This is a genomic window from Streptomyces sp. f51, assembly GCF_037940415.1.
GTDB lineage: Bacteria > Actinomycetota > Actinomycetes > Streptomycetales > Streptomycetaceae > Streptomyces.
This window is the reverse complement of record NZ_CP149798.1, coordinates 5,513,844-5,533,559: the sequence shown is the minus strand read 5'-3', so window position 1 is coordinate 5,533,559 and position 19,716 is coordinate 5,513,844. Positions and strand designations below refer to the sequence as shown.

Below are 19,716 nucleotides of genomic sequence, written 5' to 3'. Positions count from 1 at the left end.
GCCCGGGTCATCAGCGGTGTGTCACCAGGGACGTGGAGAATCCGTCGCCGCCCGAGTCCGTGCTGCCGTGGTCCTGGGAGAAGACCACGATGGCGACGAACACGCCGATGGCCAGGACGAGCCCGACGGCTCCGCAGATGACCCCCGCCAGCGCCTGCCCGGAGTTCGTGGCCTCGCCGCGGCGCGCCTTGGCCCCGCCGATCAGCCCGAAGATCACGGCGAGGACGCCGAGCAGGATCGCCAGCGGCCAGACGACGAACAGGACCGCCGCGATGATGCCGAGCACGAGCCCGGCGGTTCCCAGCCCGTTGCTGGGCATGGGCTGCCGGACGGGCCAGCCGTAGCCGTGCGGCGCCGGGTACTGCGGGTAGCCGGTGCCGTAGCCGTAGCCGTACGGGAGACCCGGGCCGTCGGGAGCGATGGGCGGCGGGGGGACGGGCTCGCCGGGAACCGGCTGCGGGTAGGGGGTGCGGGCGGCCGGTGGAGCGAAAGGGCTGCTCCCGGCCGGTGGGGCGAAGGGGTTGTCCCAGGGGGCGGCGCCGGGGTTTCCGGGGGCGGGCGGGGCCGGTGCGCCGGGCAGTGCGGTGATCGCCGGGAGGCCGTACGCAGGAGGCGGCGCGGTGCTTCCCCGTGCGGGACCCCTGAACGAGGTGATCTCCTCGGGCGGCGCCCACGGGTCGAACTCCGGTTCCGCGTCGGCCTCGCGCTTCCCGAGGGAGACCCGGGCGTCCGGGACCGGGGCGGCGAAGGGGGCGGTGCCCTGCGCGGGCACGGAGCCCCGGGGCTCGTCGCCGGTCCCGGCCGGCGCCGAGGCCACCGGGTGTCCCGGTCCGTCCCCCAACGCGCCGGCCACCGACGGTGCGGGGGCCGCGTGATCCGGGGCGACGGCCGCCACGTGCGCGGCGCCCGGTATCGCGTCCGCGACGGGACCGGATTCCGACGCGGGACCCACCTCGGCCGTCGGACCCGCCTCGGCCGCCCCGCCCCGCTCCGGTGACCCGCTCGCCTCGGCCGCGTCTCGCTCCGCGCGGGACCCGTCCTGCTCGGGCGACGTGCCACGCTCCGGTGCCCCGTCGTCGGCGGGTGCCGGGGTCGGGCCGGCCGGTGGAGCCCACGCGGCCGCGTCGCGTGGGGCGGTCGGCCTCTGGGCGTCGTCGGACATGCGCGAGTCCCCTCTCTCGTACGTTCCGTCATGCTACGGCCCGAGCCGCTCCCCGGATCTCCGTCGTACGGGGGCCTGTCCGGTCCCGCGGGGCAGACCGGGCCCGGACCCCGGGGGCCGCCTACGATGATCCCGAACCGTCGATCAGCCGATCACCCGCGTCCCGCCGCACCCGGCACAGGGGCGCCGTTCCGGGGAGGAACCCGTTGACCGAGCACATCACCGCACGCGACGACGCCCGTGACCTGGGCACCTTCATCGCCGGGCTGCCCAAGGCCGAACTGCACGTCCACCACGTCGGGTCCGCCTCCCCGCGCATCGTGTCCGAGCTCGCCGCCCGTCACCGCGACTCCCGGGTGCCGACCGACCCCGAGGCGCTCGCGGACTACTTCACGTTCACGGACTTCGCCCACTTCATCGACGTGTACCTCTCCGTCGTCGACCTGATCCGCACACCCGAGGACGTACGGCTGCTGACCTACGAGGTCGCCCGTGACATGGCCCGCCAGCAGGTGCGCTACGCCGAGCTGACGATCACTCCGTGGTCGTCCACCCGGCGCGGGATCGACGAGCGCGCCTTCATGGACGCGATCGAGGACGCCCGCAAGTCCGCCGAGAAGGACCTCGGCGTCGTCCTGCGCTGGTGCTTCGACATCCCGGGCGAGGCCGGTCTCGAAGCCGCCGAGGAGACCATGCGGCTCGCGACCGACGACCGGCTGCGGCCTGAGGGGCTCGTCTCCTTCGGGCTCGGCGGCCCCGAGATCGGTGTGCCGAGGCCCCAGTTCAAGCCGTACTTCGACCGGGCCCGCGCGGCGGGACTGCGCTCCGTGCCGCACGCCGGTGAGACCACGGGCCCGGAGACGGTCTGGGACGCACTGAACCACCTCGGTGCCGAGCGCATCGGCCACGGCACGAGTTCCGCGCGGGACCCGAAGCTGCTCGCCCACCTCGTCGAGCACGACATCGCGCTGGAGGTCTGCCCGACCTCGAACATCGCCACCCGCGCGGTCCGCACCCTCGACGAGCACCCCGTCAAGGAGTTCGTGGCGGCCGGTGTGACGGTCACCGTCAACTCCGACGACCCGCCGATGTTCGGCACCGACCTCAACACCGAGTACGCCGTCACGGCCCGCCTCCTCGGTCTCGACGAGCGGGGCGTCGCGGAGCTCGCCAAGAACGCGGTGCACGCGTCGTTCCTCGACGGCGGGGAGAAGGCGGAACTCGCGGCGGGGATCGACACGTACACCGCCGCCTGGCTCGCGTACTGACCCAGCACAATGGGCGCATGCGCACCGTGACCGCAGTCGCCCATCGCGGCGACCCCTATCGCGCCCGTGAGAACACGATCGACTCCCTGCGTTCCGCGCTCCAACGGGGCGCGGACGCCGTCGAGATCGACGTACGCCTGACGCGCGACCGTGTACCCGTCCTGCTGCACGACGCGTCGCTCAAACGCCTGTGGGGACACGACCGCGCACTGAACTCGCTGTCCGGCGACGAGGTGCGCGGCCTCACGGCGGGCGGTGTGCCGACGCTGGCGGAGGCACTCGGGGCGACCGGCGACAGCAGGGTCATGGTCGATCTGCCGGGCGCGGTGGACGTGCGGGTCGCGCGCGAGATCGTGGACGTGGTGCGGGCGTGCGGGGCCGGGGAGCGGGTGTACTACTGCGCCGCGGCCCCCGCCATGCTCGCGGTGCGGGCCGCCGATCCGTCCGCGGAGATCGCGCTGACCTGGACGACCCTGGCCCCGCCGCGTCCGGGTCTGCTCGACGTCGTACGCCCGCGCTGGCTCAACTACCGCTTCACCCTGGTGAGCCGGGACCTCGCGGCCCGGGTGCACCGCGGCGGGCATCTGCTGTCCGTCTGGACGCCCGACACCCGCCGCTCCATGCGCCGCCTGCTCGACGCGGGAGTCGACTCGATCACGACCAACCGCATCGACGCGCTGACCGCGCTGCGCCGGGACTGAGACGACGTCAGCCGGCGGCCGCCGGCACGGGCACCGGTCCGGCGCCGAGGGCTTCCAGGCGCTTGATCTTCTTCCGTACGACGTACAGCGGGATCACCCCGAAGATCCCGAAGGACATGTCGACGACCGTCCACCAGAAGGGAATTCCGCGGACCGGTCCGCAGATCAGGGCGAGCGGGACGATGCCGGCGCAGGCGATCATCCCGAACTCGACGACCCAGATGTTGCGGACCGGATCGCGGTACGGACCGTAGAACGCGACCGCGATGACGAGATGCGCGAACGCCAGCCAGTCCGTTCCGTAGAGCAGGAACGGGTACTGGGCGTCAGCGGTGTCGAGGCCGCGGCTCACGCGGTCGATCCAGTCCATCAGGACGGGCAGGTGTTCCGGCACGGACAGGGTCCGCAGCAGGTCCTCGGTCCAGTGCAGTTCGTGCACCAGCGGGAAGGCCGTGGCGCCACTGAGCACCAGGCTGACGACGAAGAAGGCAAGCCACGCACGGATGCCCCGGAGCAGGGCGGCTCTGTCGCTCATACCGGGAGCGTACGCCCCGACTTGAACGCGTTCAAAACCGCCCCGTCCGGGGCTCCGGTGGCTCAGGCTCCGCTCTCCCGCAGCATGTCCTCGCGCTCGACGAGCTTCACGCGCTCACGGCCCTGGGGTTCACCGAGCGCCTTCTCCGCCGCGTCGAGCCGGTACCAGCCCTCCCACGTGGTGAAACGGACGTCCCGCTCGCCGAGGAAGGCGTCGACGGCCTCCGGGTCGGGCGAAGTGGGCGTGAGCAGACGGCCGTTCGCGTGGTCGTCGAGCAGGCTCGCGACCGTCTCGTTGGCGTCGCCCTTGGTGTGACCGATCAGACCGATGGGACCGCGCCGGATCCAGCCGGTGACGTACGTGGACGCCAGGTGCTCGCCCGAGTCCTCCAGGACCCGGCCGGCCGCGTCCGGCACGGTGCCCGAGTCCACGTCCCAGGGCAGCTTGGGCAGGCTGTCGGAGAGGTAGCCGACGGCGCGGTAGACCGCGCTGACGTCCCAGTCCTTGAACTCGCCGGTGCCCTTGACGTTCCCGGTGCCGTCGAGAGCGGTGCGCTCGGTGCGCAGGCCGGTGACCTCGCCGTTCTCGCCGAGGATCTCGGTGGGCGACTCGAAGAAGTGCAGGAACAGCTTGTGCGGGCGGTCGCCGGTGTCGCGGATCGCCCAGTTCTCCAGGGTCTTGGCGACCATGTCGGCCTGCTTGTTGCCGCGCCGGGTCGCGATCGAGCCCTCGTCGTAGTCGATGTCCTCGGGGTCGACGATGACCTCGATGGTGGGCGAGTGGTCGAGCTCGCGCAGCTCCATCGGGCTGAACTTCGCCTGCGCCGGACCGCGGCGGCCGAAGACGTGGACCTCAAGGGCCTTGTTGGCCTTGAGTCCCTCGTACACGTTCGGCGGGATCTCGGTGGGCAGCAGTTCGTCCGCCGTCTTGGCGAGGATGCGGGCCACGTCCAGGGCGACGTTGCCGACACCGAGGACGGCGACCTTCTCGGCCTCCAGCGGCCAGGTGCGCGGGACGTCCGGGTGGCCGTCGTACCAGGAGACGAAGTCCGCCGCGCCGTACGAGCGGTCGAGCTCGATGCCCGGGATGTCGAGGGCCCGGTCGGCCGTGGCGCCCGTGGAGAAGATCACCGCGTCGTAGAAGGCGCGCAGATCGTCCAGGTTGATGTCGCGGGGGTAGTCGACGTTGCCGAAGAGGCGGATCTGCGGCTTGTCGAGCACCTGGTGCAGGGCCGTGATGATGCCCTTGATCCGGGGGTGATCGGGGGCGACGCCGTAGCGGATGAGACCGAACGGGGCCGGCATCCGCTCGAACAGGTCGATGGAGACACCGGGCTCGGCGGCCACTGCGGATTTCAGCAGCGCGTCGGCGGCGTAGATTCCGGCGGGGCCGGCTCCGACAATGGCTACCCGCAGAGGGCGAGGCATGATCAGATTCCCTTCGAGCAGGGGCAGAGGACTCGACGGGAAGCCTAAACTGAGGCAAACCTAAGTCAGTAGGCGGGTCCGGGCTATGACCTCATAAGGCCGACTTATGGGTACTGAAGGATTGCTTTATGAGTGGCCCCCGCGCCCACCCTGGCGCCCACCCCGTGCCTGCCCCGTGCCCACCCCGGTGCCCGCCCCCGCGCCGCGGCCCGCGCCGCGCACCGCCGGGAAACCGTACCCGCGTGCCCCCTACCGCTGAGCCCCCCTGGACGGCGTGGGCGTGGGAACGGCACCGGTCCGGACCGCGGAGGGACGGGCGGTCGCGGGCTCGGAGGTCCGGGCGGCCGACGGCGTACGGCCGAAGGTGGGCGTACCGGTCGTCCGCGCCGTCGGAACGGGGGCGGTGCGCGGAGCGGTGGGCCTGGCGGACGAGCCGCCCCCGCCACCGGGACGGGGGCTCGCGGGCCCGGGCGACACCGAGGGGGTGGGCTCGGCCGGCGGACCGGTCACGGACGGAGGGGCCAGGGGAACCACCGGGGCCACGGGCGCCTCGGGCGCGGCCGACCTCAGCGGCAGCACGACCAGAGCGCCGACGGCACACGCGACCGCCGCCCCGGCCGCCGCCCTTCGCAGCCTGCGGCGGGCCGCACCCCTGCGGATCGCCTCGTAGCGGCCGGGCGGTGGCGAGAGGTACTCGGACGGGGGCCGCATGATGACGGCGAGCGGGTCGTCGGGGCCGAAGTCCGGACCGTCGTCAGAGTGTGTGATCAAGACTTCTCCTCAGGTGGGCGCGGAGCAGTTCGCGGGCCGCGTGGAGATCGGCCTTGATCGTTCCTTCCTTGCGCCCGGTCAGCGCCGCCACCTCCCGGATCGGCATGTCAGCGTAGTAGTGCAGCAGGATCGGCACGCGCAGCCGTTCGGGCAGCGACTGCACGAGCAGACGGACGGACGGATCGGCCTGTTCGTTGAGGGGGCCGACGGCCGCCTCGGCGGTGGCCCGGCGCACGGCCCGGCGCTCCCGCTCCAGCTTGCGCCAGTGGTCCCGGACGAGGTTGGCCGCCGTGACGTAGAGGAACCCCCGCGGCTCGGCGACGGAGGTCCAGCGGGACCAGAGCCGGGTGAACGCCTCCGAGGCGATCTCGTGGGCCGTCCCGTCGTCGTCGACGAGACGGCGGCACCAGCCGGCGAGGCGGGGGTAGAGGGCGGCGAACAGCTCGGACGCCGCCTTCTCGCGGGACCCTTTCAACATTCTCCATGGTCGTGACGGTGCCGGACGGGAGGGATCCCGGGCCGCGGGGGTACGGTCCGCGGGCCCAGGATCCCCGATCGCCGGTGGGGAGTCAGTGGCTCGCGGAGGTCAGGTCCGCGAACACGATCACGTTGTCCCGGTAGCCGGTTCCGGAACGGGGGCCGCCGCAGGTGATGAGCCGCAGCTCCGGGCGGTCCACGTCGCCGTAGACCGCGTCCGCCGGGAAGTCGGCCTTGGCGACTGTACGGACCTCGCCGACGGTGAACCCGGCCGACCTGCCGTTCTCCAGACGCACCACGATCCGGTCACCGCGGCGCAGACGCGCGAGGCGGCGGAAGACGCCGTCGCCGTACGTGCCGACCGTGACATGGCCGAGGATCACCGAGGGGCCCTTCTGACCGGGCGTCGGCGAGTAGCGGTACCAGCCGGCCAGGTCGTGCGAGGCGATCGGGGGCACCTGTACGGCACCGTCCGCGGCCAGTCCGAGCCGCATCAGCGGGGTGTCGACCCCGATGGCCGGTATCCGCAGCCCGACCGGCACCGAACGCCCCAGCGCCCGCACCTGCCGCGCACCGGAGGGCGAGCCGGCCGGAGTGCCGCCGGGCCGTGCCGTCGCGGTGGCGCCGGCGCTTCGCCGGTCCGCGGCCGGAGCGGCCTGGTGGCCGCCGCAGCCCACGAGCAGCGCGGCCGAGACCACGGCGACGAACGCGCGCCCGGAGAGGGACGTCATTCCCCGGTCGCCCGCCGACGGCGTACGACGAACACCGCCGCGCCCGCGGCGACGACGGCGGCGGCGCTCCCGCCGATGAGCCCGGCAGGCCCCGAGGACGTCGTCCCGGTCGACGCCACCCCGGTGTCGGGCGCCCCGTTCGGGCGTACGGAGACCTGCCCCGAGCCCGGCGCACGCGTCGGCACGGCGCTGGGAACGGCGGAGGGCGCGCGGGTCGGAGTGGGGCTCGCCTGGGCCGGTGCCGCGCTGGGGCGTGCCGAGGCCGGAGCCGCGCTGACGCTCGGACGGGCCGTGGGGCGCGGGGAGCTCCCGTCGGCGAACGCGGGCACCGTGCCCACGAGTACGGCGGTGCACGCGAGTGCCGTGGCGCTGAAGACGGTTCGGCGCATGAATCGCTCTCTTTCGTCGGCCCGTCCGCCGGATACGGCGGACGGGCTGCTTGCGGATCGAGCGGAGAGACGACCCGGCGGCGGACCGGGTTGTAAAGAGACGGCAAAGGCCTCACGGGGAACGGAGTTCGGCCGTCGCCACCGCCTTCCGGGCACCAACCGCCGTGCGGGTCGGCCGCGTTGAGGCGACCGCGTCGGGAAGGGGGCCCGGTTCGCCCTGGAGTGGGGGCAGTTGTGCGGCCCGGCCGCACTCTGTAATGCCCGAGTAACGGCGTCTGCCTAGCGTCCGAGCTCCCCCGTACCGTCCCTGGAGGAGCACCCCCGATGCACCTGCCCCAACCGCCCCGGCGCAAGAGCGCCGTCTGGGCGGCGGCCGCCTTCACGGCGACCGCCCTGCTGACCGCGCCGACACCCGCGCTCGCCGCCGGTGCCGCGCCGTCGGCCAAGGTCGACTCCGCGCTCTCCGCCGCCGTGGCCAAGGGCGGTGACACGACGTTCTTCGTCGTCCTGAAGGACCAGGCGGACCTGTCCGGCGCCAGGAAGCAGAAGACGCACGCCGCGAGGGCCGGTGCCGCCTTCAAGGAACTGCGCGCGCACGCCGCCGACAGCCAGGCCTCCCTCAGGTCCTTCCTGGACAAGAAGAAGATCGGCCACCAGGACTACTGGATCGCCGACGCGATCCAGGTCACGGGTGGTCAGGACCTCGTCAACGAGCTGGCGAGGCGTTCGGACGTCGCGTCGGTCGTCAAGGAGCAGCACTACAAGCTCGACGGCATCGAGACGGCCGACAAGAAGATCACCGCGCCGCGCTCGGGCACGGACTCCTCCGCGAACGGCGACGACACCCCCGAGTGGGGCGTCGCCGACATCAACGCCGACGACGTGTGGAACCGGTACGACGACCGCGGCGAGGGCATCGTCATCGCCAACGTCGACTCGGGCGTGCAGTACGACCACCCCGACCTGGTCGCCCAGTACCGCGGCAACAACGGCGACGGCACCTTCACGCACGACTACAACTGGTACGACCCGACCGGCCAGTGCGGCACCGGCGGTGTCCCCTGCGACAACAACGGCCACGGCACCCACACCATGGGCACGATGGTCGGCAGGCACGGCATCGGTGTCGCGCCGAACGCCAAGTGGATCGCCGCCAAGGGCTGCGAGTCCTCCTCCTGTTCGGACGCGTCGCTGCTCGCGGCCGGACAGTGGATCCTCGCGCCGACCGACCACAACGGCCAGAACCCGCGCCCGGACCTCGCGCCGAACATCGTCAACAACTCCTGGGGCGGCGGCGACACGACGTTCTACCAGGACATCGTCGAGGCCTGGAACGCCGCCGGCATCTTCGAGGCGTTCGCGGCCGGCAACGACGGCGACGGCAAGACCTGCTCCACCGCCCACGCCCCCGGCTCGCAGGCCCCCTCCTACGGCGTCGGCGCCTACGACTCCACCGGCACCATCGCCTCCTTCTCCGGCTTCGGCCCCTCGCTGGTCGACGGCTCGATGAAGCCGAACATCTCGGCGCCGGGCGTCAAGGTCGAGTCCACCTGGCCCGGTTCGTCGTACAACACCGAGTCCGGTACGTCGATGGCGACCCCGCACGTCGCGGGCGCGGTGGCGCTGCTGTGGTCGGCGGCGCCCTCCCTGATCGGCGACATCGACGGGACGCGCAAGATGCTCAACGAGGGCGCGCGCGACGTCGACGACACGCACTGCGGCGGCACCGCCGGCATGAACAACGTGTGGGGCGAGGGCAAGCTCGACATCCTCGCCTCGGTCGACCTGGCCCCGCACACCGCGGCCACCGTCACCGGCGAGGTCACCGACAGGGCGACCGGCTCGGCCCTCGCCAACGTCACCGTGAAGGCCACCGGCACCGGCGGCGACGTCCGCACGGTCACCACCGCCGCCGACGGCACGTACAGGCTCGCGCTGCCCGCCGGCACGTACACCTTCGCGTACAGCGGCTACGGCTACGCGACCGGCTCGGTCACCGGCGTCACGGTCGCCGAGACGCAGTCCCTCACCCAGGACATCGCGCTGGACGCGGTGGCCTCGCACAAGGTCGCCGGCACCGTGCTCGACGTCACCGGCAAGGCCCTCGCGGGTGCCACGGTCGAGGTCACCGGCTCCCCCGTCGCCGCCGTCACCACCGACGCCAAGGGCGGGTACAGCTTCGCGAAGGTCGCCGAGGGCACTTATGGCCTGACGGTCAAGCCCGCGGCGCCGGTCCTGTGCAACGGCGTCTACACCGGCACCGCCATCGTCGCCTCGGCCGACCTCACCAAGGACGTCCGGGTGCCGGCCCGCACCGACGGCCACGGCAACAGCTGCGCCCCCACGGCGTACTCCTGGATCGCCGGCTCCAAGAAGGTCTCGCTGACCGGTGACGAGGACGCGGCGAGCGTCGCGCTGCCCTTCCCGGTGAGCCTGTACGGCGTCGCGTACTCCTCCGCCTCCGTCACCACCGACGGCCTGGTGAACTTCCTGTCCTCACGCGTCGGCGACTACGGCAACACCGCACTGCCGACCACCGGCGTGAACGGCGTCAAGGGGATCATCGCCCCGCTGTGGGACGACCTCACCCTCGACCGGAAGTCGTCGGTGCAGACCGCCACCACCGGCACCAAGGGCAGCCGCCGGTTCGCCGTCGTCTGGAACAACGCCGCCTACGCGAACGGCACTTCGGGCCGCGCCTCCTTCGAGGTCGTCTTCGAGGAGGCCACCGGCGCCGTGACGCTCCAGTACCAGTCGGTCGCGGACAAGGGCGCGGGCGCCACCGTCGGCATCGCGAACCAGTCCGGCACCGACGCCCTCCAGTACTCCTACAACCAGTCCGTGATCGCCGACGGCACCGCCGTCCGCTTCACGCAGGGAGCCAAGTGATGAGCGCCCCCCAGTCCCGCCGGGCCCTGCGCCTCGCCTCCGCCCTGGTCGCGGCCGGCCTGTGCCTGACCGCCGCCCCGCAGGCCCTGGCCGCCGACGACAGCGGCTCGGCCATGAAGCTGACCAGCGCCGAGGCCCAGACCCTGGCCGCCCACGTCGCCCTCGACCCGAGCGCCGACACCACCGCCGGCTCCACGGTGAGCCCGAAGTCCGCCGACTCCGCGAAGTCCGCCGAGCCGGGCGACGGCACGGGCACCGGCAGCGACTCGGGGCTCGACGGCGCCTCCACCGACGCCGACCCGGGCACCCAGGTCGAGCTGACCGCCGGGTCCAGGCTGGAGGGCGTGCGCGGCATGGGCGCCACCGTGCCGGCCGGGAAGAACGGCGACTACTTCACCTTCAACAGCATGGGCTACGTGCAGCGGCACGCGGCCGACGGCAGCGAGACGTGGGCGCGCACCAGCAGCTCGTTCTTCACGGACTGGCAGGTCAGGCCGACGCAACCGTGGCGGGTCGAGCCCTACCCGGCGCAGATCCTCATGGGCTACAACGCGGTGTCGCCGTTCTCCGCCAACTCGGACAACGGCTACTCCACCGGCGACCTGACCGGCGACGGCGTCCCGGACGTGGTCTTCTCGGCGCAGGTCGGCACCACGCCGTACCCGCGGCCCTTCACCTCGCCCGGCTCGTCGCTGACCACGGGCACGTTCGTCACCGTCCTCGACGGCAGGTCCGGCAAAACCGTGTGGTCGAAGCTGTACAACCGCGCCTCCATGGTCAAGATCGTCGACGGCACGCTGCTGGTCGCCGACGCGCCCCGGATGAGCGGCGACTCCAAGGTCCCGGCCGCCGCCACGGCGACCCTGACGGGCATCCGCTTCTCCCCCTCCGCGGACGGCGTCCTGACGCCGGCGCAGACCTGGACGTACGACACGGGCGAGGCCCGCAAGGCCAACTGGGGCGACATCCAGGACCTCGGCAAGGGCAAGGTCGCCGTCTCCTGGAACCTGGCCAAGGCCACCGGGGTCGACCCCCGCGGCCGCACCCTGGTGCTCGACACCGCGGACGGCTCGGTCGACTGGCAGACCGACAGCATGCTGTACGGCCGTCAGCTGCGCGTGGACGCGGGCCGCAGGCGGATCGTCGCGCTGGAGCAGCAGGACTCCACGGACGCCGTGCGCTACGAGGTGGTCTCCTACGACCTGAGGACCGGTCACCGGGCCACTCTGGAGGGCCGCGACAACGTCCTGCCCACCGCGCTGACGGTCGGCGACCTCACCGCCAGGGACGGCGACGAGTACGCGGTCGCCGAGTCCTCCCTCGACGAGGACTACTACGTCAACGCCAGCACCGTCCGCGTCCTGAACGGCACCGACCCGGACCAGCTGCTGTGGTCCAGCACGGTCAAGCGTGACGCCGGCAACGCCAAGGACGGCCCGAGCGTGTGGCGCCTCCAGGTGGCCGGCGGCAGGCTGGTCTCCTCCGCCCAGGACGACCGCGAGATCAACGGCGCGGGCAACCCCGGCGGCGGGCGCTACGCGGCCCTGACCGTCTACAACGCCAAAGGTGTGGTCAGCTGGCAGAACAAGGGGGTCGCCGCCGCGCCGATGTACCAGGACGTGTTCAGCGACACCGCGGGCACGCACGTGCGGATCGTCGACCAGGCGGAGAACGTCCGTACGTTCAGGCTCGGCAACGGCAAGGCCGAGTCGGAGACACCGCTGCTCGCGGACATCGCGTACGCCAAGGCCACCGACCTGGACAAGGACGGCAGGAACGACGTCGTCATGGCCGGCTCGTCCGACGGCGTGTGGGCCTACTCGGGTCCGTCGCTGGTGAACGGCAAGCCCGAGAAGCTGTGGCAGGCCACCGTGCCCGGCGCGGTGCACGACGTCGAGACCGGTGACGTCAACGGCGACGGCAGGCCCGAGGTCGTCGTCGCGGCCGACACCGCCGTGGTCGTCCTCAACGGCAGGACCGGCAAGAGGCTCGCCACGATCGAGGGCGGCGAGGGCCAGTACGTGCGCTCGGCGAAGCTGGCCGACCTGAACGGCGACGGCGAGCTCGACATCCTCGTCCCGACCGACGCCCTGCGCGCCTACTACGGCGACGGCCACGCGATCTGGACGTACAGCGCGCCCAAGGCCGCGGGCGACGTCCGCTTCACCGATCCGTCGGCGAACGACGGCACGGTGTACGCGGCCTACGCCAGCCTGAACGCGTACGGCCTGGACAGCCCGGTGACCGACGCCGTCGCGCTGAACGCCGGGAACGGCAGGGGCCGCTGGGACCTCGCGCCGAAGGCCCCGGCCGACGCGGTCGGTCCCGTCCGCACCGCCACCCCGAACGGCGGCATCCTCGCGTCCAAGGAGATCCCGTACGCGGACGGGCACGCGGTCGTCTACCAGTGGAACGTCACCGCTCCCATCAACATCAACGGTGCCGAGTCCCTCAGCCCGCGCAACTACTTCGAGATCCGCGACGGCCGCACCGGCGAGGTGCTGCACTCCGGCTACGAAGGCGGCCTGTGGACGCACTTCAGCTACTGGGCCGAGGACGGCGCGCTGTACGAGGGGGGCACGGCCGCCTTCCGCAAGTACGAGGCCGACGGCAAGGACAGCAAGGCGGGCGTGATCGCGCAGTCGTACGGCGGCGGCTTCCTGACCGGTCCCGGCGGCCGCAGGCTGCTGGTCGCCGGTGCCGACGGCGGTCTCGGCCTGTGGGACCCGGGCATCTTCGACAGCTCCGACACCTGGTCCGACAGCGTCGGCGGCGTCACCCTGATGGGGGCGCGCAACTATCTCGCCGCCGACCTGGACGGTGACGGGGTCGACGAGGTGCTGTCGCTCGCGGGCGACGACCACGGTTTCGACCGGACGGCCGAGGAGTTCGGCGGCCGGTACTACATCCCGAACAACGCCATCCACCAGGTCGCCGCGTACAAGCTCTCCTGACCCCCGCTCCACTCGGGTCAGCCGGACCCCCCGGGCCTCGCCCGGGGGGTCCTCGGCGTGCTCGGCTAATCTGTCGCCGACATGAACGCGCGGGAGACGTCGGGGACGGAACCAGCTCCTCCGCTGCTGCGTCTGCACCTTTTCGGCGGGTTTCGCGCGACGCGGGACAGCGGTCCCCAACTCGCCGAGAAATGGCCGAGACCCGGAGCCCGCGCGCTGGTCAAGCTCCTCGCCGTGACCCCCGGCCACCGCCTCCACCGCGGACAGGCCATGGACATCTGCTGGCCCGACGCCAACGCGCAGGCCGCCGCGGGCAGTCTGCGCGTCGCCCTGCACGCGGCCCGCCACGCCCTGGAACCCGAACTCGCCCCGCGCGCCGCCTCCTCGTACCTCATCTCCGACGGCACGCTGCTCCACCTGGACCCGGCCAGGGTGTGGATCGACGCCGACGACGCGGAGACGGCGGCCCGTTCGGCCCTCGCCGACGGCGACGTGGACGAACTGACCGCCGCGCTTGGCCTGTTCACGGGCGAGATCCTGCCGGAGGACCGCTACGCGAGCTGGGCCGAGGAACGGCGCGGCCAACTCGCGCTGCTGCACGAACAGTTGCTCCTCCGGCTCGCCGAGGAGCACTTGAAGCAGGACGCCGCCGCCGAGGCGGCGGCCGTGGCCGAACAGGTCCTCGCCCTCAGCCCGGCCGAGGAACTGGCCCACCGCGTCCTCATCGACGCCCTGCTGCGCCAGGGGCTGCGCCGCCAGGCCGTGCGCCAGTACCACGCCTGCCACGAGGTCCTCTCGGCCGAACTGGGGGTCCGTCCCGGCCCGGAGACGGAGCGGCTGCACCGGGCCGCCCTGGCCGCGGCACCCGCCCCCGTCCCCACCGCCCCGCCGCTCCCCGCCCCGCTCCGCGCCACCCGCACCGGACCGCCGCTGCGGGGCCGGGACACCGTGCTCGAACGGCTTCTCGCGGCGGACGGCCCGCCCGTCACGCTGCTCTGCGGCGAGGCGGGCGTGGGCAAGACCCGCCTGGTGAGCGAGGTGGCCCGGCGGGCGGGAGCGCGGGGCACGGCCGTGCTGTGGGGCGGCGGCCAGGACGCCGAGGGGCACACGCCGTACGGGGCGTTCGCGGAGGCGCTGGAGGGCTGGCTGGCCGAGCACAGCGCCGCCGAAAGGGCCCGGGTCGGCGCCGAGTACCCCGAACTCGCCTCGTTCCTGCCCTCGCTCGGCCGGGTGGGAAGCTCCGGCGAACGCAGCCCGGAGGAGGAGCGGGACCGGCTGTTCCACGGGATCTCGGCGCTGCTCGGCGACCTGGCGGCGGCGCGCCCGGTGCTCGTCGTCCTCGACGATCTGCACGCCGCCGACACCGGCTCGTACCGGCTGCTCGGCCATCTGGCCCGCCGGGCCGCCGAACGGGGCACGGCCCTGCGGTTCCTGGCGACCTACCGCGAGGAGGAGCTGCCCGAGGGCGACGCCCGCCGCTCGGCCGTGGCGTCACTGCTGCGCCGGCGCCACGGCGTGCGCGAGGAGTTGAGCCGGCTCGACAAGGACGCCTGCCTGGCCGTCGTGCGCGACACGGCCGCTCCCGGAGCGCGGTCGTCCGAGGGCCGCCTCCACCGGGTCTGGGAACTCTCCCTCGGCAACCCGCTGTTCGCCCTCGAACTCGCCCACGGCCTGGTCGAAGGGAACGAGGGAGGTCTCGCGCCCGAAGGCGTACGGGGGCTGGTGGCCGACCGGCTCGTACGGCTCGGCCCCGACGCGCGCCGCCTCGTCGAGGCGCTGTCCGTGGCGGGCGGCGACACGGCGCTGTCCGAACTGCTCGACGTGGCCGAACACGGGCTGCGTCCCCCGGTGGCCGGAGCCGCGGCGGCCGACGCCCTGGAACAGGCCATCGCCGCCTCGCTCGTCGAGGAACGGCCCGTCGTGGTGGCCGGGCGGTCCGAGGAAGGGGTGGCCTTCCGGCATCCGCTGGTCCGGCTCACCTGCTACGAACAGCTCGCGGGGGTCCGCCGCCGGCAACTGCACGCCGCGTTCGCCCAAGCGGTCAGACGGCGCCGTCCCGACGCCGTCGACACCCTGGCCTCCCACTTCGCCCGCGCCGACGACCCCCGCGCGGCCGCATACCTGCGCCGGGCGGCGGAGCGGGCCGCGGCCCTGTACGCGAACGACACCGCCGACCGCTACTACCGCGACCTGGTGGCCCGGCTGGACGTCGACGCGGCCCGCGCCCGGCTCGCCCACGCCCATGTCCTGCGCAGGATGGGGCACTTCGAGCAGGCGGCCGACGCCCTGCGGCTCTCGCTGGCGGAGTTCGAGCGGCGCGAGGACCGTGACGAAGCCGTCCTCGCCTCGGCGCTGCTCGCCGAGACCCTGGCCAGGACGAGCGCGCCGGAGGCCGCACGCCGCACCCTGCGGGAACACCCGGTGACCGCGGACACCGGTCCCGAACCGGCCGCCAGTCACTTCCTCGCCCTGTCCGTGGTCCGCTGCGTCCAGGGGCGGTACGCGGCCGGGCACGAGGCCGCCCGGCAGGCGCTGGCCGCGGCGCTGAACGTGCCGGGGGCGTCCGGCCAGCGGCTGGTGGCCCGCGCCTTCGCGATGCGGGCCGCCAACCTCGGGCTCGCCGGCCGCTTCGACCAGGCACGCGAAGCGGGCGACCAGGCGCTGGCACCGGCCGAGGCCTACGGCGACCCGACCCTGCTCGGATCGGTCCTGTCGATGCTGCGCGAGAACGCGCGGCGGGCGGGACGGCTGCGGGAGGCCGTCGACATCGGAACCCGCGCGCTCGGCCTCGCCGAACGGTCGGGCGACCCGACCGCCGCCGCGTTCGAGCGCGGGAACCTCGCGGAGCTGCGCCTGCTGCTCGAGGAGCCGGGACCTGCCCTCGCCCTGGCGGAACAGGCGGTGGCGGGCGCGGAGGCCTACGACGCCTGGTGTCTTCCGTACGCTCTCGCGACCCTGGCCCGCGTACGGGTCGTCACGGACGCGGCGGAACGGGCCGTGCCCCTCCTGGACCGCGCGGAGGCCGTCGCGGCCGAGCTCGGCGACCGGCAGGCGGAGCACGAGGTGCGCACGGCACGCGCCGAACTCGCGCTGCGCACGGGCGACCCGGACCAGGCGCTGCGCGCCCTCGACGGCCACACCGAGGACGCGCCGGTCCTGGTGGCCTGGGCCGAACTCCTGTCGGGGCGGGCCGAGACCGCGCTGCGGATCGCGCGCGCCGAGGCGGCACGCGCCGAACGGACCGGGGAACGCCTCGCCGAGGTGGAGGCGCGCATCGTCCTCGGGGCCTCCCTGTCGCGCCAGGCACCGACGCGGGAGGGCGCGCGGGAGCTGACGCGCGCCGAGTCGCTGGCCGGAGCCCTGCCCTATCCGGCCGGGACGCGGCGGCTGGCACGGGCACGGGACCTGCTGCGCGGCCCGTGACACCGGCCGGCGCCGCCCGGCTCACAGCGCCCGGCCCGAGCCCTGCCCCCGTCTCCCGGCTCCCGGGTCCCGGCCCGCGGCTAACGGCTCCCGGCCCGCGGCTCACAGACCGCGGTTCACAGACCGGCTATCGCGTTCCAGCGCTTGGCGAACTCCGTGCGTTCGTCGGCGGTGATGTCACGGGCGATGGCGAGGCGTTCCCGCATGGTCGAGTCCGGGAAGATCAGGGGGTCCTCGGCGAGGGCGGCGGTGTCCTTGTCCTTGGAGGAGGCGAGGACGTCCTGGGCGGCGGGGACGGGACAGACGTAGTTGACCCAGGCGGCCAGCTCGGCGGCGACCTCCGGCTGGTAGTAGTAGTCGATGAGCTTCTCCGCGTTGGCCTTGTGCCGGGCCAGGTTGGGGATCATCAGCGACTCGGCCCACAGCTCGGCGCCCTCCTCGGGGACGACGAACCGGATGTCGGGGTTGTCGGCCTGGAGCTGGATCACGTCGCCCGAGTAGGCCTGGCAGGCCAGTACGTCCCCGCCGGCCAGGTCCTTGATGTAGTCGTTGCCGGTGAAGCGGCGGATCTGGCCACGGCGCACCTGCTTCTCGACCTGGTCGCACACCCGGTGGAAGTCGTCGGCCCGCCACTTCCTGATGTCGACCCCGTTGCCCTGCATGAGCAGCGCGAACGCCTCGTCGAGGCCGGACAGCAGGGTGACCCGGCCCTTGAGGTCGTCGGCCCACAGGTCGGACACGTGCCGGATCTCGCGGCCGACCTTGCGACGGTTGTACGCGATGCCGGTGATGCCCGACTGCCACGGCACAGAGGACGTGCGGCCGGGGTCGAACGCGGGCGAACTCAGCAGCGGATCCAGGTACTTGGCGACGTTGGGCTGCCGGGTCCGGTCCATCTCCTGGACCCAGCCGAGCCGGACGAAACGGGCGCACATCCAGTCGCTGATGACGATGAGGTCGCGGCCGGTCCGCTGGTGGTTCATCAGCGAGGGACTGATCTTGCCGAAGAACTCGTCGTTGTCGTTGATCTCCTCGATGTAGTCGACGGAGATCCCGGTGCGCTTCTCGAAGGCCTCCAGTGTCGGCCGCCGCGTCGTGTCCTTGTCGTCGGTGTCGATGTACAGCGGCCAGTTCGCCCAGGTCAGCCGCTTCTCCGTGGCGGAGAGGTCGGCTCCGGTCCGGTCACCCGGTCCCACGTAGGCCGCCGGCACCCCGCATCCCGCGAGCGCTCCGAGCGCGGCACCGCCGCCCAGGGCGCGCAGCAGGGACCGGCGGGACAGGGGCGAGGTGTTCCGATTCACTGGCACGCGCGAAGCATGCCGACCCGGACTCGGTCCGGACAATGGACGCTGCGTCGATCAGTCGCCCGGCGACCCGACACCCTGTCGACCGGCCGGCGGGCCCGGCACGGGATCCGGCGTGCGGGAGGAACGGCGTGGCCCCGGACGGGATCAACTCCCGGCCGGGGCCACGTGGTTCATGCGAGCGGAGCGCGGACGCCGGAGCGGGACCGGCCCGCGGTCAGCCGTCCAGCGACGTCATCACGTGCTTGATGCGCGTGTAGTCCTCGAAGCCGTAGCCCGACAGGTCCTTGCCGTAGCCGGACTTCTTGAAGCCGCCGTGCGGCATCTCGGCGACCAGCGGGATGTGGGTGTTGATCCACACGCAGCCGAAGTCGAGGGACTTGGACAGGCGCATCGCGCGGCCGTGGTCCTTCGTCCAGACGGAGGAGGCCAGCGCGTAGTCGACGCCGTTGGCCCACTCGACGGCCTGCGCCTCGTCCGAGAAGGACTGGACGGTGATGACGGGGCCGAAGACCTCGTTCTGGATGATCTCGTCGTCCTGCTTGAGGCCGGAGACGACGGTCGGGGCGTAGAAGTAGCCCTTGTCGCCGACCTGCTTGCCGCCCGCCTCGACCTTGGCGTGCGCGGGGAGCCGCTCGATGAATCCGGCGACCTGCTTGAGCTGGTTGGGGTTGTTGAGCGGGCCGTAGAGCACGTCCTCGTCGTCCGGCTGGCCGGTCTTCGTCTCGGCGGCGGCCTTGGCGAGCGCGGCGACGAACTCGTCGTGGATGGAGTCCTGGACGAGCACGCGGGTGGCGGCCGTGCAGTCCTGGCCGGCGTTGAAGAAGCCCGCGACCGAGATGTCCTCGACGGCCTTGGCGATGTCGGTGTCCTCGAAGACGACGACCGGGGCCTTGCCGCCCAGCTCCAGGTGGACGCGCTTGACGTCCTTGGAGGCCGACTCGGCGACGGAGATGCCCGCGCGGACGGAGCCGGTGATGGACGCCATCGCCGGGGTCGGGTGCTCGACCATCGCGCGGCCGGTGTCGCGGTCGCCGCAGACGACGTTGAAGACGCCCTTGGGCAGGATGCCGCCGAGGATGTCGGCGATCAGGACGGTGGAGGCCGGGGTGGTGTCCGAGGGCTTCAGGACGACGGTGTTGCCCGCGGCGAGGGCCGGGGCGAACTTCCACACGGCCATCATCATCGGGTAGTTCCACGGCGCGACCTGGGCGCACACGCCGACCGGCTCGCGGCGGACGATCGAGGTCATGCCCTCCATGTACTCGCCGGCCGAGCGGCCTTCGAGCATGCGGGCGGCGCCCGCGAAGAAGCGGATCTGGTCCACCATCGGCGGGATTTCCTCGGACCGGGTCAGACCGATCGGCTTGCCGGTGTTCTCCACCTCGGCCGCGATCAGTTCCTCGGCCCGCTCCTCGAACGCGTCCGCGATCTTCAGGAGGGCCTTCTGGCGCTCGGAGGGGGTCTTGTCCCGCCACTCCGGGAAGGCCGCGGCGGCGGCCGCCATGGCGGCATCGACGTCCGCCTGGCCGGAGAGCGGCGCGGTCGCGTACGCCTCGCCGGTCGCGGGGTTGACCACCTCCGTGGTCCGTCCATCGGCGGCATCGCGGAACTCTCCGTCGATGTAATTACGCAGACGACGCAGCTCGGTGCTCACTGCCCGGCCCTCCTGTCGGATGTCCAAC

General features: G+C 72.9%; 13 protein-coding genes and 1 pseudogene. 5 read left to right on the top strand and 9 right to left on the bottom strand.

What is annotated here, in order from left to right; genetic code table 11:
• Window positions 1-10: 10 nt before the first annotated feature.
• Window positions 11-1,162: a hypothetical protein gene (locus WJM95_RS24230; RefSeq protein WP_339131900.1), complete on the bottom strand. Its 1,152-nt coding sequence runs from the start codon at window positions 1,160-1,162 to the stop codon at window positions 11-13.
• 151 nt (window positions 1,163-1,313) lie between these two features.
• Here WJM95_RS24230 and WJM95_RS24225 point away from each other — a divergent pair.
• Both WJM95_RS24225 and WJM95_RS24220 read left to right on the top strand, forming a co-directional pair.
• Window positions 1,314-2,430, top strand: a pseudogene (locus WJM95_RS24225) (adenosine deaminase).
• Between the two features lie 17 nt (window positions 2,431-2,447).
• Entirely contained in the window at window positions 2,448-3,131 is a 684-nt protein-coding gene (locus WJM95_RS24220; RefSeq protein ID WP_339131899.1) for a glycerophosphodiester phosphodiesterase, read from the top strand.
• Between the two features lie 7 nt (window positions 3,132-3,138).
• Here the strand turns inward: WJM95_RS24220 and WJM95_RS24215 are convergent, their stop codons facing one another.
• The 6 genes from WJM95_RS24215 to WJM95_RS24190 all read right to left on the bottom strand — a co-directional run bounded on the left by WJM95_RS24215 (window position 3,139) and on the right by WJM95_RS24190 (window position 7,461).
• Window positions 3,139-3,666: a hypothetical protein gene (locus WJM95_RS24215; RefSeq protein ID WP_339131898.1), complete on the bottom strand. Its 528-nt coding sequence runs from the start codon at window positions 3,664-3,666 to the stop codon at window positions 3,139-3,141.
• Window positions 3,667-3,728: 62 nt separating this feature from the next.
• On the bottom strand, window positions 3,729-5,093 hold the full coding sequence (locus WJM95_RS24210; RefSeq protein ID WP_339131897.1) for an FAD-dependent oxidoreductase: 1,365 nt from the start codon (window positions 5,091-5,093) through the stop codon (window positions 3,729-3,731).
• Window positions 5,094-5,342: 249 nt separating this feature from the next.
• Window positions 5,343-5,864 carry a hypothetical protein gene (locus WJM95_RS24205; RefSeq protein ID WP_339131896.1) on the bottom strand — a complete coding sequence of 174 codons (522 nt, stop codon included), beginning with the start codon at window positions 5,862-5,864 and terminating at the stop codon, window positions 5,343-5,345.
• The gene (locus tag WJM95_RS24200) at window positions 5,848-6,339 is read right to left on the bottom strand and encodes an RNA polymerase sigma factor (protein WP_339135804.1); all 492 of its coding nucleotides are present in this window, start codon (window positions 6,337-6,339) and stop codon (window positions 5,848-5,850) included. The genes WJM95_RS24205 and WJM95_RS24200 overlap by 17 nt, the downstream gene beginning before the upstream one ends.
• Window positions 6,340-6,433: 94 nt before the next feature.
• Window positions 6,434-7,072, bottom strand: a complete 639-nt coding sequence (locus tag WJM95_RS24195; RefSeq protein WP_339131895.1) for a class F sortase — start codon at window positions 7,070-7,072, stop codon at window positions 6,434-6,436.
• Window positions 7,069-7,461: an LPXTG cell wall anchor domain-containing protein gene (locus WJM95_RS24190; protein WP_339131894.1), complete on the bottom strand. Its 393-nt coding sequence runs from the start codon at window positions 7,459-7,461 to the stop codon at window positions 7,069-7,071. Before WJM95_RS24190 ends, WJM95_RS24195 begins: the two co-directional genes overlap by 4 nt.
• A gap of 324 nt (window positions 7,462-7,785) precedes the next feature.
• Between WJM95_RS24190 and WJM95_RS24185 the strand changes: the two genes are divergently transcribed.
• The 3 genes from WJM95_RS24185 to WJM95_RS24175 all read left to right on the top strand — a co-directional run bounded on the left by WJM95_RS24185 (window position 7,786) and on the right by WJM95_RS24175 (window position 16,727).
• Window positions 7,786-10,350, top strand: a complete 2,565-nt coding sequence (locus WJM95_RS24185) for a S8 family serine peptidase (protein ID WP_339131893.1) — start codon at window positions 7,786-7,788, stop codon at window positions 10,348-10,350.
• Entirely contained in the window at window positions 10,350-13,304 is a 2,955-nt protein-coding gene (locus WJM95_RS24180) for a VCBS repeat-containing protein (RefSeq protein WP_339131892.1), read from the top strand. Before WJM95_RS24185 ends, WJM95_RS24180 begins: the two co-directional genes overlap by 1 nt.
• Before the next feature lie 81 nt (window positions 13,305-13,385).
• Window positions 13,386-16,727 (top strand): AAA family ATPase, encoded by a 3,342-nt coding sequence (locus WJM95_RS24175; protein ID WP_339131891.1) that lies wholly within the window; start codon window positions 13,386-13,388, stop codon window positions 16,725-16,727.
• 116 nt (window positions 16,728-16,843) lie between these two features.
• Here WJM95_RS24175 and WJM95_RS24170 read toward each other — a convergent pair whose 3' ends face one another.
• Together WJM95_RS24170 and WJM95_RS24165 are read right to left on the bottom strand one after the other, a co-directional pair.
• On the bottom strand, window positions 16,844-18,034 hold the full coding sequence (locus WJM95_RS24170; RefSeq protein ID WP_339131890.1) for a spermidine/putrescine ABC transporter substrate-binding protein: 1,191 nt from the start codon (window positions 18,032-18,034) through the stop codon (window positions 16,844-16,846).
• Between the two features lie 214 nt (window positions 18,035-18,248).
• Window positions 18,249-19,688, bottom strand: coding sequence for a gamma-aminobutyraldehyde dehydrogenase (locus WJM95_RS24165; RefSeq protein WP_339131889.1), 1,440 nt, complete (start codon window positions 19,686-19,688; stop codon window positions 18,249-18,251).
• Window positions 19,689-19,716: the final 28 nt, after the last annotated feature.

Bases quoted from the DNA above. Each gene is read 5' to 3' on its own strand.
- WJM95_RS24175 (WP_339131891.1), top strand. From the start codon at position 13,386: ATGAACGCGCGGGAGACGTCGGGGACGGAACCAGCTCCTCCGCTGCTG.
- WJM95_RS24195 (WP_339131895.1), bottom strand. From the start codon at position 7,072: ATGACGTCCCTCTCCGGGCGCGCGTTCGTCGCCGTGGTCTCGGCCGCG.
- WJM95_RS24220 (WP_339131899.1), top strand. From the start codon at position 2,448: ATGCGCACCGTGACCGCAGTCGCCCATCGCGGCGACCCCTATCGCGCC.
- WJM95_RS24185 (WP_339131893.1), top strand. From the start codon at position 7,786: ATGCACCTGCCCCAACCGCCCCGGCGCAAGAGCGCCGTCTGGGCGGCG.
- WJM95_RS24210 (WP_339131897.1), bottom strand. From the start codon at position 5,093: ATGCCTCGCCCTCTGCGGGTAGCCATTGTCGGAGCCGGCCCCGCCGGA.
- WJM95_RS24215 (WP_339131898.1), bottom strand. From the start codon at position 3,666: ATGAGCGACAGAGCCGCCCTGCTCCGGGGCATCCGTGCGTGGCTTGCC.
- WJM95_RS24180 (WP_339131892.1), top strand. From the start codon at position 10,350: ATGAGCGCCCCCCAGTCCCGCCGGGCCCTGCGCCTCGCCTCCGCCCTG.
- WJM95_RS24190 (WP_339131894.1), bottom strand. From the start codon at position 7,461: ATGCGCCGAACCGTCTTCAGCGCCACGGCACTCGCGTGCACCGCCGTA.
- WJM95_RS24230 (WP_339131900.1), bottom strand. From the start codon at position 1,162: ATGTCCGACGACGCCCAGAGGCCGACCGCCCCACGCGACGCGGCCGCG.